At 39.7% G+C, this 14,049-nt stretch carries 12 protein-coding genes; 7 read left to right on the top strand and 5 right to left on the bottom strand.

The features are described 5' to 3' along the window. Positions 1 to 122 precede the first annotated feature (122 nt). On the top strand, positions 123 to 833 hold the full coding sequence (locus R3X28_RS16995) for an energy transducer TonB (RefSeq protein WP_317665931.1): 711 nt from the start codon (positions 123 to 125) through the stop codon (positions 831 to 833). 70 nt (positions 834 to 903) lie between these two features. Here R3X28_RS16995 and R3X28_RS16990 read toward each other — a convergent pair whose 3' ends face one another. The 4 genes from R3X28_RS16990 to R3X28_RS16975 form a co-directional block, all read right to left on the bottom strand. Next, a complete protein-coding gene (locus tag R3X28_RS16990) occupies positions 904 to 3,309 on the bottom strand; it encodes a sodium-translocating pyrophosphatase (RefSeq protein ID WP_317665930.1) in 2,406 nt (801 codons plus the stop codon). Positions 3,310 to 3,420: 111 nt separating this feature from the next. After that, complete coding sequence (locus R3X28_RS16985; RefSeq protein WP_154369037.1) at positions 3,421 to 3,948, bottom strand: inorganic diphosphatase; 528 nt, start codon at positions 3,946 to 3,948, stop codon at positions 3,421 to 3,423. 71 nt (positions 3,949 to 4,019) lie between these two features. Beyond that, positions 4,020 to 6,515, bottom strand: a complete 2,496-nt coding sequence (locus tag R3X28_RS16980) for a DUF5686 family protein (protein WP_154369039.1) — start codon at positions 6,513 to 6,515, stop codon at positions 4,020 to 4,022. A 108-nt stretch (positions 6,516 to 6,623) separates the two neighbouring features. Continuing rightward, the gene (locus tag R3X28_RS16975) at positions 6,624 to 7,601 is read right to left on the bottom strand and encodes a pyruvate dehydrogenase complex E1 component subunit beta (protein ID WP_154369041.1); all 978 of its coding nucleotides are present in this window, start codon (positions 7,599 to 7,601) and stop codon (positions 6,624 to 6,626) included. 184 nt (positions 7,602 to 7,785) lie between these two features. On the opposite strand from R3X28_RS16975, the gene R3X28_RS16970 reads away from it, so the two are divergent. From R3X28_RS16970 to R3X28_RS16950, 5 genes are all read left to right on the top strand, one after another. Beyond that, complete coding sequence (locus tag R3X28_RS16970; protein WP_317665926.1) at positions 7,786 to 8,532, top strand: electron transfer flavoprotein subunit beta/FixA family protein; 747 nt, start codon at positions 7,786 to 7,788, stop codon at positions 8,530 to 8,532. A gap of 94 nt (positions 8,533 to 8,626) precedes the next feature. Next, positions 8,627 to 9,595 (top strand): electron transfer flavoprotein subunit alpha/FixB family protein, encoded by a 969-nt coding sequence (locus R3X28_RS16965; protein ID WP_317665925.1) that lies wholly within the window; start codon positions 8,627 to 8,629, stop codon positions 9,593 to 9,595. Between the two features lie 87 nt (positions 9,596 to 9,682). Continuing rightward, on the top strand, positions 9,683 to 10,312 hold the full coding sequence (locus R3X28_RS16960) for a bifunctional nuclease family protein (protein ID WP_154369047.1): 630 nt from the start codon (positions 9,683 to 9,685) through the stop codon (positions 10,310 to 10,312). Between the two features lie 20 nt (positions 10,313 to 10,332). Beyond that, entirely contained in the window at positions 10,333 to 11,796 is a 1,464-nt protein-coding gene (locus R3X28_RS16955) for a NupC/NupG family nucleoside CNT transporter (protein ID WP_282056769.1), read from the top strand. A gap of 125 nt (positions 11,797 to 11,921) precedes the next feature. Next, the gene (locus R3X28_RS16950) at positions 11,922 to 12,746 is read left to right on the top strand and encodes a thymidylate synthase (RefSeq protein ID WP_282056767.1); all 825 of its coding nucleotides are present in this window, start codon (positions 11,922 to 11,924) and stop codon (positions 12,744 to 12,746) included. 77 nt (positions 12,747 to 12,823) lie between these two features. Here the strand turns inward: R3X28_RS16950 and R3X28_RS16945 are convergent, their stop codons facing one another. Next, positions 12,824 to 13,120 (bottom strand): isoamylase early set domain-containing protein, encoded by a 297-nt coding sequence (locus tag R3X28_RS16945; RefSeq protein WP_154369052.1) that lies wholly within the window; start codon positions 13,118 to 13,120, stop codon positions 12,824 to 12,826. Between the two features lie 497 nt (positions 13,121 to 13,617). Here R3X28_RS16945 and R3X28_RS16940 point away from each other — a divergent pair, with 497 nt between their 5' ends. Next, on the top strand, positions 13,618 to 14,004 hold the full coding sequence (locus R3X28_RS16940) for a 2TM domain-containing protein (RefSeq protein ID WP_154369054.1): 387 nt from the start codon (positions 13,618 to 13,620) through the stop codon (positions 14,002 to 14,004). The last annotated feature ends 45 nt before the right edge of the window (positions 14,005 to 14,049 follow it).

Genomic DNA, 14,049 nt, shown 5'->3' with positions numbered 1-14,049 from the left:
GTAGATTCATTCAAAACATTCGTCAAGCCTAGAAACCGATTATATCAATTCCGGACACCGATATAGTAGACTTGTAACCATTGTATAACCGCTCCTTTCAATGGAAGGACCTAAAATTTTGAATGATGAAACCAAAAAAATATCCCCAGAGGGATTTAAACAAGAACAGCGGACTTTATTTTGTAATAGGACTAATCATGGTCATGGTACTGACCTATGTAGCTTTTGAATGGAAAACCTACGACAAACCCCATTACTTCACCGAAGCCATTAACAATCCTGATGAACTGCCTGGAGAATTACCGCCAATCATTACGTTGAATATACCGCCTCCACCTCCCGCTCCGGTAATTCCGGAAATAATCCAGGTTGCGGAAAACGATGACCCAGTAATTGAAACTGTAATAGAATCTTTGGAAAGCGACACGGAAAAAGAAATTCTGGATGTCAACGATATTGATGTCATCGACGACCCTGTTGATTTGCCTCCCGTTCCTTTTTCTGTAATAGAGGATGTGCCTGTTTTTCCAGGATGTGAAAATGCAACCGATAAACGGGCTTGCTTTCAAGAACAGATGAACAAACACATTCGAAAAAACTTTAAATATCCCGATATTCCTTTGGAAATGGGAATCCAGGGCAAGGTTTACATGCAATTTATTATTGAGATCGACGGTAGTATCGGACACATTCAAAAAAGGGGACCGGATAAATATCTAGAAGCTGAAGCCGTACGCATCATTGAACTATTACCAAAAATGCAGCCCGGCAAACAAAGGGGAACAGCCGTAAAGGTTCCTTTCAGTATTCCTATTAATTTTAAACTTCAATAAATCAATAAAAAAACAAACCCTGACAACTTTTATCAGGGTTTGTTTTTATTTATATAAAGAACTTGGGTTATTATTTATTTATAACCTCTTCAACTTCTTTCTTTACTTTGATACTTATATCGGAATCAGCTCCTTTATAAGCCTCTATTTTAGCTTTTACATCTTCCTCACTACCTGTGAACACTTCTTTAGAAACAGTCTTTTCACCGTTTAAGGTTTCAGCAGTAGTTACAGTTGCATTTACCGTTCCGTCATCATTCTTTTTCATTTCTACCCTGACCTCTTTCCGAACTTCCTGTGCCACCATTTCGGTAACCGCTTTCTGTTCATTATAGGCCGTCAAAGTATCTGCCGATATAGCTATACTAGGTGCGATCACCAATGCAACGACTGACATTAATTTCAAAAGAATGTTCAATGAAGGTCCTGAAGTATCTTTAAATGGATCACCAACGGTATCACCTACAACAGCCGCTTTATGTGCATCCGAACCTTTTCTACCATCCGATTCGATCATCTTTTTGGCATTATCCCATGCACCACCTGCATTGGATTGGAAAATTGCCATGAGCACCCCACAGGTAGTAACCCCGGCAAGTAGTCCTCCTAACATTTCCGCACCTCCTATAAAACCAACTGCTACAGGAACGGCAATTGCCAACAAGCCAGGCAATACCATCTCTTTAATCGATGCTTGTGTGGAGATGGCCACACATTTATCATACTCGGCCAAACCATCAGCTTCATCAAAAATAGCCCTTTGTTCTGGAGTTGCTTTTGTCATATCGGAATCAACGGCCCTCATGACTTCCAAAGCAGCTTTCAATTGTGGTATATCCCTAAATTGACGTCTTACTTCTTCTATCATTGCCATAGCGGCACGCCCAACGGCATTCATTGATAGGGCCGAAAATACGAATGGCAACATACCCCCTACCAAAAGTCCGGCCATCACAGTCGGTTTAGAAACATCGATAGCAGAAACATTTGCGACTTTCATAAATGCTGAGAATAAGGCTAAAGCTGTCAAAGCTGCCGAAGCAATTGCGAATCCTTTCCCAATTGCGGCGGTTGTATTACCTACAGCATCCAATTTATCGGTACGTTCACGAACTTCGCTTGGCAATTCGGCCATTTCCGCAATACCACCGGCATTATCGGATATAGGTCCGTAAGCATCTACGGCCAATTGAATTCCAGTATTGGCCAACATACCAACGGCGGCGATGGCGATACCATATAAACCGGCAAAATGGAACGAAACCACAATCGCGATCGCGATCAATAATATAGGAATCATTGTAGACATCATACCTACTCCTAAACCAGCGATAATATTAGTCGCTGCCCCAGTTTCTGATTGTCGCACAATAGAGTTTACGGGTTTTGTACCTGTACCAGTATAATATTCAGTTATTTTACCTACGCCCAAACCGGCTATCAAACCGGCCAAAGTAGCCCAGAAAATACCCATAGCCCCACTTGGCAAACCGTCAACTGATTCAGGAATCATTGCGGTAATAATAAAATAGGATGCCACAACCATTAAACCGGCCGAACCAAATTCCCCGATATTCAAAGCTGTTTGAGGGTTCCCCCCATCTTTAACCCGAACGAAGAATGTTCCTATAATCGACATTACTATACCTACTGCAGCTAGTACCAATGGCAAATAAACCGCTCCTAAACCAGCGAAATCAGGAGTAATGATAAAAGCCCCCAAGACCATTGTACCAATGATAGAACCAACATAAGACTCGAATAAATCGGCCCCCATCCCGGCAACATCACCAACATTATCACCCACATTATCGGCAATAGTAGCTGGATTCAATGGGTGATCTTCAGGAATTCCCGCTTCTACCTTACCTACCAAATCAGCACCGACATCAGCAGCTTTGGTATAAATACCGCCACCAACTCTTGCGAACAAGGCGATGGAAGATGCCCCAAGTGAAAATCCTGATAGCACATTCAACACCAATCCCAGATTGTCTGCACCAGGCCAAATATTCTGATAAATTATAAATAAACCACTTAATCCTAAAACCCCAAGACCTACGACCCCAAGACCCATAACAGCACCCCCGGCAAAAGCAACTTCAAGGGCTTTGCCCAATGAGGTTCTAGCCGCTTGTGTAGTTCTAACATTTGCCTTTGTAGCCACTTTCATGCCTATAAAACCGGCTAATGCGGAGCAAATGGCCCCAACAACGAAAGAAATTGCCACCATTCCATGGGATCCGGTTTCATTACTTCCTTTAAAGTAGAGGAGAATCGCCACTGCGATCACGAAAATTGACAATATTTTGTATTCAGCTTTTAAAAATGACATTGCACCATCAGCAATATTCTTGGCAATTCTTGCCATTTTTGCATCACCAACTTCTTGTTTTGAAACCCACATGTTCTTGATAAACACGAACATAAGAGCCAAAACTCCAAAGGCCGGTAAAAATTTCACTATTAAATCCATTTTTCAGTTATTTAGGTTTTTAAAATACGCGCTAAAGTAAGAAAATCAAATAGATAAAAAAAGTGGCTTTTCAATATTGAAAAGCCACTTTTGATACCTTTAAATTCAGATTTAAATAGTGAACGTACGTTTTTTCTTATGCTCACTGTTCTCATAACGCTCAACGCATTCATGATAAATTTGAACAGCTTCTTTGGAATCTCCCCATCCGCCAACATCTACTTTCTTCTCTTCCAAATCTTTATATACTTGGAAAAAATGTTCTATTTCTTTTAATCTATGTGGGTTCACGTCCATTATATCATTTCTTTTACTCCATATAGGATCGGAGATGGGCACACATATTATTTTTTCATCCGGTCCCTTCTCATCTGTCATATGAAAAACCCCTATAGGTTTTACCTCTACCACCACCATAGGAAAGGTAGGTTCCGTACACAACACCAAAACATCCAAGGGATCTTTGTCCAAGGCCAAGGTTTCTGGAATAAACCCATAATCACCCGGGTACATCATTGACGAGAACAAGGTTCGGTCGAATCGGATCTTATTCAATGTAAAATCGTATTCATATTTATTTCTACTTCCCTTAGGTATTTCAATAAGTACATCAAAAGTGAGGCTTGGTTTTTTACTCATAATTTATTTTTTTTGTATTACAAAGATATTGAAAAGATTGAATTAGCTTTTCCTGTTTCCCCAAAATCCCTTTAAAAATGGAATCCGAATTCCCCGGTAACGCTAAAACGTCTGGCATCGGGATTCTCAAAATAATTCCCCCTGAAATTAAAGTCAATCCTGAAAAACTTCAAGATATTACCCACACCTACCGAATATTCATAATAAATCTTCTTATTCGGGGCTTGTAATGGAATATTGGTCGGGGCACTCAATGCCATATTTTCTTGGGACAATTCTCCCCAAACACCTCTTAACCCAACAAATTCCCGTAAGTTCAATTTTCGAATCAATGGTATTCTGGAAAACAGCCTACCGTTAAAGTTGTGCTCTAAATGCAAGGAGGTATAGGTGTCCGTAACGAACTCATAAAAATCAAGATTAGGAAAAGTATTATAAATCGTGAACAAGGTCTGGTTTCCTGGAACCACATTCAAAAGACTTAAGGGCACTTCACCAAAGGTCTTACCTACCTCAACCGTACTCATTAATCGCCCAAAACCTCCCAATTGCCAGGGTTGACTATAGGAAAACTGTAGTTTACTATAATCAAAATCACTTTCAAGAAACCCCTCGAAACCCCTTGTATAGTTCAACAACAAGGTACTATAAGTATCGTTTATACTTCTTCTTTCGACTCCATACCCAATGGTTCTTTTACCGGGAGTATAAACGATCATAGTACTAACATCGAACTGTTTTACTTCTGAGGAAATACCTGTTGGGGATTCCGGATCAATGTAGTTAAGGTTAAATGCTTCCGGCAATGCAGAACTTAACGTTCGCAAAGAACTCCCCACCCGAACCCGGAAATTGGTCAAGGGCTCAACCTCCAAATTAAAGGTACTTAAATTAATATTCGTTAATCTATCATTGGAACCCACGGTCAATACCGAAGATGAGGCTATGCTACGACCAAGTACATCATTCGTCGAGGTTAAACTTAAGCCCAATTGCTCCACATCCCGCCGATTGCCACCGGAGATGATCAAGCGACTTTTTTTATCTAACAGCCACTTAGCGGAAAAGCCGTGTTTCACTTTTTTATCCATGAAACCGTAGGCCATATAACCTTCCAAACGCCACGGGTCATTTTGGCCAAAATAAGTCCTCGCCCCTCCTCGAAGCCGAACACCCTCGGCATCATTATAGCCGAATACGCTATAGATATCCCCAAGATCAACGTTCCATTTGTCAATTTCAACATATCCTGAACCCAAAATACTGACAATATTATAGAACGATTTAAATTTAGGGACTGTTTTTAGGGTATCTAACAACTGATAAACACCCTTTTCGTCCTTATTCAATGCTTCCAACCTATTATTCTGCCAAAAAATGCTGTCCCTATTCAACACTAAAGGATCATATTCATTACTCTTGACCCTGTAAAACTCCTTAGGTTTGGGTATATTGAATCGATAATCATTATAAACCGTTGTTCGTTTACCGTAAACCCCTTTGGACTCCTCTTTTTTCCTCAAACTGAAGTCGGTCAACATATAATCTCTCTTCAGCAAGAAGACCGAATCGCTAACGACCTCAAAATCCTGTTCTATATATATTTCCTTGACCCAGTTGATATTGGCACTTTTGGTAACTTCAAGGTTTATGTTCTTAATGGCGTAGGTAGAATCGTTCACCCAAAAATCGCCCTTAAAGGTCAATTCATTTTTACGCCTTGGATAATAGGTAATATTATAACACCACTTATTATCTATAAAAGCACTGTCTCGAAGTACATAATTATAAGTATCTATCCCTGTTTTTGAAAGCGGACTTGTAAAACTTTTATCGAAGAATTTCAGGTAATTATCGTATACATCGTAATCTTGATACAAATCCTCAACAAAAGCAATAATCGCTTGATTGTTTTCAAAACCCGAATTCTTATTACCTAGTAAATCTTCCTTTTCAACATTTGTGGTATTGTCACCATAAACCTTTGAGAAAGTTTCGTTCAAGAAAATAGGGAGGTAGGTCTTACCCGTAATACGGGAAGTATCAAGATCTTGAAAAACAAATTCCAACCCTTTGAAAATCTTCTTTTTCATTAGGGCACTATCAATAGTATTAAGATCGAACTCTACTTTTTCGTATTTATCATATTGGTATTGTTTAAACTTACGTAAACCATTTTCCCTCTTCTTGGACCATATTTTTCGAAGAATATCTATCGCCGGATTGTTCTTTTTGGGTTGTTTTCCTCCAAAAACCACAACCTCACCCAATTGCTGGCTAGACTCTAGCAACTCTACCCGCATTTTATAGTTCACCCGGTTGGGCAATTCGATTTCTTTGGTTTCATATCCCATAAAGGAAACCACCAAAACTTCATACGTAGTATCCGATTCAAGATAAAAGCTACCGTTTTCATCTGTTATGGTTCCCTCGGTAGAATTCTTGAAGAGCACATCGGCAAACGGAACAGGCTCACCGAATTCATCCACAACAGCACCCCCGACCTTGGTTTGCGAAAGGGCCACAACACAGAAAAACATAAAAAAAAGAAATAGGAATCTATTCATTTGCAACCAATATTCTATCTACCCCTAAAGTAGGGTATTGCTCAATTAAAAAAGCTTCGCCAACACTTGGTCGGAGAAGCTAAATTTCCTTTACAATTATGTACTCCTTTATTTATAAAGAACCTTTTTAACAGCGTTGATAACATCGTCTTTATTCGGCAACCACTCAGCCAGTAAAACAGGTGAATATGGTGCTGGGGTATCGGCGGTGTTTATTTTTTGGATAGGAGCATCCAAATAATCAAATGCATTATTTTGAACATGGAAAGTAATTTCTGTTGCCACATTTCCAAAAGGCCAAGCTTCTTCCAAAATAACCAAGCGATTTGTTTTCTTTACTGAGTTCAAAATGGCATCATAATCCATAGGCCTAACCGTACGTAAATCTATGATTTCACAGCTAATACCTTCTTTAGCCAATTCATCTGCAGCTTTATCAGCTTCCTTTATGATCTTTCCAAACGATACAATAGTAACATCGGCACCTTCCCTTCTAATATCGGCAACACCCAAAGGAATGGTATAATCACCTTCTGGAACTTCACCTTTATCACCGTACATCTGCTCAGATTCCATAAATATTACAGGGTCGTTATCCCTGATAGCTGACTTTAACAAGCCTTTGGCGTCGGCCGGATTTGATGGAACAACTACCTTTAATCCGGGACAATTCGCAAACCAGCTCTCTAAAGCCTGGGAATGCGTGGCCCCCAATTGACCTGCAGAACCAGTAGGTCCACGAAAAACAATAGGACAACTAAATTGTCCGCCGGACATTTGCCTGATTTTCGCAGCGTTACTTATAATTTGATCAATCCCGACCAATGAAAAGTTAAAGGTCATGAATTCGATAATCGGCCGATTACCGGTTAACGTAGAACCTACGCCAATTCCGGAAAAGCCTAATTCAGAAATAGGGGTGTCGATAACACGATCAGGACCAAACTCGTCCAACATGCCTTTAGAAGCCTTATAAGCGCCATTGTACTCTGCGACTTCCTCACCCATTAAATATATGGACTCGTCTCTTCTCATTTCCTCTGACATAGCCTCTGCTATGGCTTGCCTAAACTGTAATGTCTTCATCTAATGCTTTTATATTAATGTTATCCGTTCGGATAAAAACGAAAGCAAAAATAGCAAATTATATATCAATTTAAAGACTCATGGAATTAAAAAAATAACAAATTTTACTATGCGTGCATAGTATTTTTGAAAAAGATTACCTATCTTAGCTCGATTCTTTTAAAGACTTGAAAACATTACATTTATGAAGATATTAGTTTGTATAAGCAACGTTCCGGACACAACCTCCAAGATAAATTTTACCGATGGAGATACTAAATTTGACACTAATGGTGTTCAATTTGTGATTAATCCAAACGATGAATTCGGGCTTACACGAGCCATGTGGTTCAAAGAAAAACAAGGAGCTACTGTTCATGTTGCATCCGTTGGGGGCCCAAGTGCCGAACCCACAATAAGGAAAGCCTTGGCAATCGGCGCAGACGAGGCCATTCGTGTGAATGCAGAACCGACCGATGGTTTCTTTGTAGCCCAACAGCTGGCCGAGGTCGTGAAAAATGGTAGTTACGACCTTATTATTGCAGGTAGGGAATCTATAGACTATAATGGTGGTATGGTTCCCGGCATGTTAGCTACCTTATTGAACATGAATTTCGTAAACACCTGCATAAACATTGAAATTGACGGCAACGATGTTACTGCGGTACGAGAAATAGATGGTGGAAAAGAGAAAATCGGCACCACCCTTCCTTTGGTCATCGGAGGCCAAAAAGGCCTCGTTGAAGAAAGTGACCTGCGAATACCCAATATGCGGGGAATCATGATGGCCAGAAAAAAGGTATTGACCGTGGTAGAACCTATTGAGGCAACAATCGCTACCACTGATGTGAAATTTGAACAACCCGCACCTAAAGGAGCAGTAAAACTTGTAGATGCGGACAATGTAGGTGAGTTGGTAAACCTCTTACATAATGAGGCCAAAGTGATTTAAGTCTTTCTCAAATGCTTCGGGCCATAATACCCGAAAAACTAACCCAATAACAAATTCCCGAAAAAAATTCAGGAAAAAAATCAAAGATAAATTTATGTCAGTATTAGTATATACAGAATCAGATAATGGCAAATTCAAAAAGAACGCCTTTGAAGTTGCCTCATATGCCAGTGAAGTCGCAAGGCAGATGGGCACAACAGCCACAGCAATTTCCATTAATGCAAACGATAATGAAAGTTTAGGTCTATACGGCATTTCAAAAGTATTGAATGTCGCTAACGACCAATTGAAAGTTTTCAACGCCAAGGCATATGCCCATGCGATAGCGCAGGCCTCTAATAAGGAAGAAGCCAAGGTCATTATCATAAGCTCTAGCTCGGACACCAAGTTCCTTGCCCCTATCTTGGCGGCAAAATTGGAAGCGGGCTATATTGCCAATGTGGTCGCAGCACCCGAAAGCACAAGTCCTTTCATCGTTAAAAGAACGGTGTTCAGTAATAAAGGATTTGCCCATTCGCAAATCAATACCGAAATAAAGGTAATCGGAGTATCAAATAACTCATTCGGACTGGTCGAAAACAATACATCGGCCAATATTGAAGATTTTTCACCTTCCCTTGATGATACTGCATTCTCAATAAAATCACTTGAAATAGACAAAGTGGTCGGTAAAGCGACCATTGCGGACTCCGAAATAGTCGTATCCGGTGGACGAGGTCTTAAAGGCCCGGAAAACTGGGGCATGATCGAGGAACTTGCCGAAGTACTCGGAGCTGCAACAGCATGCTCAAAACCCGTATCGGATATGGGATGGAGACCACATAGTGAACACGTTGGGCAAACTGGAAAGCCAGTAGCCAGCAATCTTTACATCGCCATTGGTATTTCCGGAGCCATACAGCATTTGGCAGGGGTCAGCTCCTCTAAAACAAAAGTGGTCATCAATACCGATCCTGAAGCACCCTTTTTCAAAGCCGCGGACTATGGAATTGTGGGCGACGCCTTTGAAGTAGTACCTAAACTCATCGAAAAATTAAAAGAATTTAAAGCGCAAAACGCTTAATTTTTGTTAATTTGCGCCTCTAAGGGCTGTTCAATCTATTGGCCATGCCCTTTGATTTGAACAGCCCGTTGTGGTTTATTACAGCCTATGAGTTTAGTACGATTAAAAATTAAGGGGATTTCCTATAGCCAAACCCAAAATGGTGCATATGCCCTTATATTGAACGAGGTTGACGGTGATCGCAAGCTTCCTATAGTCATTGGGGCCTTTGAGGCCCAATCTATCGCCATAGCCCTTGAAAAGGAAATAAAACCTCCTAGACCTTTAACGCATGACCTATTCAAGAATTTTGCGGACAGGTACGATATTGTCATCAAACAGGTTATCATTCATAAATTAGTCGATGGCGTGTTTTATTCCAGTATTATCTGTGAACGTGATAATATAGAAGAAATAATTGACGCCAGGACAAGCGATGCCATAGCGTTGGCACTTCGATTCAATGCTCCTATATTCACTTACAAGACCATACTTGACAAAGCCGGTATATTCCTGAAATTTACATCGAAAGAAACAGATGAAGATAAAAATGACGAAAGTATCATGGTAGATGAGATTTTGCAAGAGGGCGATACCGTGGAGATTGATCAAGGAGCGAGCGATGCCTTTACCGAATTGACCATTGATGAGCTGAACAAGGAATTGGAAAAAGCCGTTGCCAACGAAGACTACGAAAAAGCGGCCAAATTAAGAGATGAAATTTCAAAACGAAATTAAACTAAAAGAGCATTCTACCTATGAAAACTAATTACTGGATGCTTTTTTTGCTTCTGCTAATATCCTCAACATCATTCGCCCAAATAAATGCAGTCCAAGACACTTTAGCCTCGGTCACCGAAACCATTGCATTACATTCAACAGACACCAACCAGGTAACTGAGATTATCCCGAATGCAGGATTTTCAATCAATAGTCTTTGGCGAGGTATACTAGGCATGATTTCCCTTATTCTGATTTCATTCCTTTTTAGTGCCAACAGAAAGGCCATTAATTGGAAGACCGTAGGTATGGGCCTAGGTATACAGGTTTTGTTGGCCATTGGAATTCTACAGGTTCCTTTTATTAGAAGGATCTTTGAATTCTTGGGAATGATTTTCAACGAATTATTGAATTTCACTTTGGCAGGTAGTGAGTTCATTCTAGGTAACCTTCTTAATCTTGACAATCCGAACATCGGCTATATTTTTGCCTTTCAAATTCTGCCAACCATAATATTCTTCTCGGCATTGACCTCGGTTTTATTCTATTTGGGAATTATCCAAAAAATAGTAAAAGGATTGGCATGGTTACTCACCAAATCATTAGGCATCTCAGGGCCCGAAAGCCTCTCTGTTGCCGGTAATATATTCTTGGGCCAAACCGAATCACCACTCATGATCAAAGCTTATCTCGAAAAAATGAATAAGTCGGAAATTCTTTTGGTAATGATCGGAGGCATGGCTACGGTTGCTGGAGGGGTTTTAGCAGCATATATTGGTTTTTTAGGAGGAAATGACCAACAATTAAGACTTGAATTCGCCAGACACCTTATTGCGGCTTCCGTTATGGCAGCACCCGGGGCAATCGTGATTTCAAAAATATTATACCCACAAACAGAAGAGGTAAATACCGATGTATCCGTTTCCTCGGAAAAAATCGGGGCAAATCTTCTTGATGCTATAGCCAATGGTACATCAGAAGGACTAAGATTGGCCGTTAACGTAGGCGCAATGTTATTGGTTTTCGTAGCTTTTATCGCCATGATAAACGGTATCTTGGGCTGGGTCGGGGACATGACCACACTGAATGACTGGATTGCCTCAAATTCTTCTTATCAAGCATTTTCCCTGGAATCTATCCTAGGAACCATCTTTGCACCACTAATGTGGTTAACGGGCGTACAATCAGAAGATATAATGCAGATGGGACAGTTATTGGGCATTAAATTGGCCGCAAGTGAATTTGTAGGATATATTCAATTGGCTGAATTAAAAGATGTTGCCAGTGCCACCCACTTTACTTATAACAAATCAGTTATTATGGCTACCTATATGTTATGCGGATTTGCAAATTTCGCATCTATAGGTATTCAAATAGGCGGTATTGGATCGTTGGCACCCGGCCAACGGAAAACGCTGTCCGAATTTGGAATGCGAGCCGTTCTTGGAGGCTCCATTGCTTCTTTACTTTCTGCTACGATTGCAGGAATGATATTGGGCTAATCGTCTATCGTTGATAAAATTTCATAAGAATAACCCTTACGTTCGTAAAAGTAGATGGCCATTTCATTATTTTTAGCCGATTAACAAATAACTTTTGAAAACCCATATTCGGGTCAGCGGTTCATATGAAACAATATCACGATTTACTAAAGCAAGTTTTGGAAAATGGTTGCCAAAAAGGCGACCGAACAGGAACAGGGACCTTGAGTGTTTTCGGTCACCAAATGCGTTTTGACCTAAGTGAAGGTTTTCCCATGGTAACCACCAAAAAATTACATTTAAAATCGATTATTCACGAATTATTATGGTTCTTGAAAGGTGACACGAACATTGCATACCTTCAGGAAAACGGAGTGCGAATTTGGAACGAATGGGCAGATGACAACGGTGATTTAGGCCCTGTTTACGGACACCAGTGGCGTAATTGGAACAGTGAGGACATAGACCAGATAAAAGAGGTTGTCCACAGCCTTAAACACAATCCGAACAGTAGAAGGATGCTGGTATCCGCTTGGAATCCCAGTGTACTGCCGGACACTTCCAAATCATTCGCCGAGAATGTCGCCAATGGCAAAGCTGCACTTCCGCCATGCCACGCTTTTTTCCAGTTTTATGTTGCAGATGGCAAATTATCATGTCAATTGTACCAACGTAGTGCAGATATCTTTTTAGGAGTCCCTTTCAATATTGCATCTTATGCCTTGTTCACTTTAATGATGGCACAAGTCTGTGGTTACCAACCCGGGGAATTCATCCACACCTTTGGGGATGCCCACATTTATAACAATCACATGGAACAGGTTGAACTTCAATTAAGCAGGGAACCTAGACCATTACCTAAAATGCTGATCAATCCTGACATCAAGGACATATTCGATTTCAAATTTGAAGATTTCACGTTGGTAGATTACAACCCCCACCCACATATAAAAGGGGTCGTGGCGATATGACCAAAAAAAGTAACCCAAAATAAAAAGGCCCAAAAGTGTATTCTTTTGGGCCTTTTTATTTTCTTTATTTTCTATTCTCAAACATCAAGAACCGCATTCTCAGCTCCTGCATAATCATTCCATTGGTAACGATCAGCTTCCGCCTCGTTCACATAATTTCCATCTACCAAATACCTGAATTCATAGGTGTTCTCTTTAGGAAGGTCTAACGTACCCTTGAAAGTCCCGTTCTTTAATTTTTTTAATGAGCTCCCTTTAGGGTTCCAATTGTTGAAATCACCAACAACGGCAACTTTCTTAGCTTCTTCAGCCGGAACTGTAAATGTAACTTTACAAACTGGCTTTGATTTTAAATATTTTTTTACAATTCCCATAACATGAACAATTTAAATTTAGTACAAAATTAAAGCATTAAACATCTCATTACCAATGATTAATGTCATTTTTATCATTTTAACAATATATAGGGTACATTTGGCATTGCTTCTTAAAAACCATACATCCAAATTCCTAACTAAGTAATAAGAACACGCTACTTTTAAAGCACTTACTATGTTATTTATAGCATTTATGGTTTCTTCGGCTTTATAAGGATGAAATCCCAACCGATTTGCTTCCCTCCTTTGCGAACAGATAATTGTATTGATCATTACATATTCAACCCATAAATCACCTCCTAATCAATTAGATATAAATATGATTATGGTCATTTCATAAAGCAATAGAACTTACGTATATCATCCCAGAAGAAGCTGCATTGGCATATAAAAATTCTTTATAATCCGCGAATATTTATGACAACCATTCATTCATCTAAATAATCAATAAAGGCCAAATAACGTATCTTTGTATCTTAAAGAAAGTCATTCGTATGTTTAATAAGGATAAAAAGCAAACGGAATTAAATTTAGAACAACACGACTTAATGGAGTCTGCCCAAACTCGTATAAAGCAAAAGAAAAGACTTTATGAGCATTTTGTCATATTCCTTGTCGGAAGTGTTTTTCTTGTGTTGATCAATAAAATATTGAAATTCGGCGAAGCGTATGATTGGTTTATTTGGGCCATTACTTTCTGGGCCTTTTTATTCGCAATACATGTTTTCAATGTTTTTATAACGCAAAAATTCATGGGAAAGGAATGGGAAAGGAATCAACGCGAGAAGTTGGTCATAAAACAAAAACAGCGAATAGCGGAAATACAAAAAGAAATTGAAACGGAATTTCCCCTTTCGAAAATCAACAAAAAAATCGATTGAGATCCTGCCTCCCAATTTCTTTCAAATTTTCGGCTTTATGATGAT

Origin of the sequence: Maribacter sp. TH_r10 (assembly GCF_033101095.1) — a bacterium.
In the GTDB taxonomy this organism is placed as follows: Bacteria; Bacteroidota; Bacteroidia; order Flavobacteriales; family Flavobacteriaceae; genus Maribacter_A; species Maribacter_A luteus.
This window is presented reverse-complemented; position numbering and strand designations above follow the sequence as displayed.

What these genes read in the sequence shown, in the direction of transcription:
- R3X28_RS16995 (WP_317665931.1), top strand. Translation starts at nt 123, where the DNA reads ATGATGAAACCAAAAAAATATCCCCAGAGGGATTTAAACAAGAACAGC.
- R3X28_RS16950 (WP_282056767.1), top strand. Translation starts at nt 11,922, where the DNA reads ATGAAACAATATCACGATTTACTAAAGCAAGTTTTGGAAAATGGTTGC.
- R3X28_RS16960 (WP_154369047.1), top strand. Translation starts at nt 9,683, where the DNA reads ATGAGTTTAGTACGATTAAAAATTAAGGGGATTTCCTATAGCCAAACC.
- R3X28_RS16985 (WP_154369037.1), bottom strand. Translation starts at nt 3,948, where the DNA reads ATGAGTAAAAAACCAAGCCTCACTTTTGATGTACTTATTGAAATACCT.
- R3X28_RS16980 (WP_154369039.1), bottom strand. Translation starts at nt 6,515, where the DNA reads ATGAATAGATTCCTATTTCTTTTTTTTATGTTTTTCTGTGTTGTGGCC.
- R3X28_RS16970 (WP_317665926.1), top strand. Translation starts at nt 7,786, where the DNA reads ATGAAGATATTAGTTTGTATAAGCAACGTTCCGGACACAACCTCCAAG.
- R3X28_RS16965 (WP_317665925.1), top strand. Translation starts at nt 8,627, where the DNA reads ATGTCAGTATTAGTATATACAGAATCAGATAATGGCAAATTCAAAAAG.
- R3X28_RS16955 (WP_282056769.1), top strand. Translation starts at nt 10,333, where the DNA reads ATGAAAACTAATTACTGGATGCTTTTTTTGCTTCTGCTAATATCCTCA.
- R3X28_RS16945 (WP_154369052.1), bottom strand. Translation starts at nt 13,120, where the DNA reads ATGGGAATTGTAAAAAAATATTTAAAATCAAAGCCAGTTTGTAAAGTT.
- R3X28_RS16990 (WP_317665930.1), bottom strand. Translation starts at nt 3,309, where the DNA reads ATGGATTTAATAGTGAAATTTTTACCGGCCTTTGGAGTTTTGGCTCTT.
- R3X28_RS16975 (WP_154369041.1), bottom strand. Translation starts at nt 7,601, where the DNA reads ATGAAGACATTACAGTTTAGGCAAGCCATAGCAGAGGCTATGTCAGAG.
- R3X28_RS16940 (WP_154369054.1), top strand. Translation starts at nt 13,618, where the DNA reads ATGTTTAATAAGGATAAAAAGCAAACGGAATTAAATTTAGAACAACAC.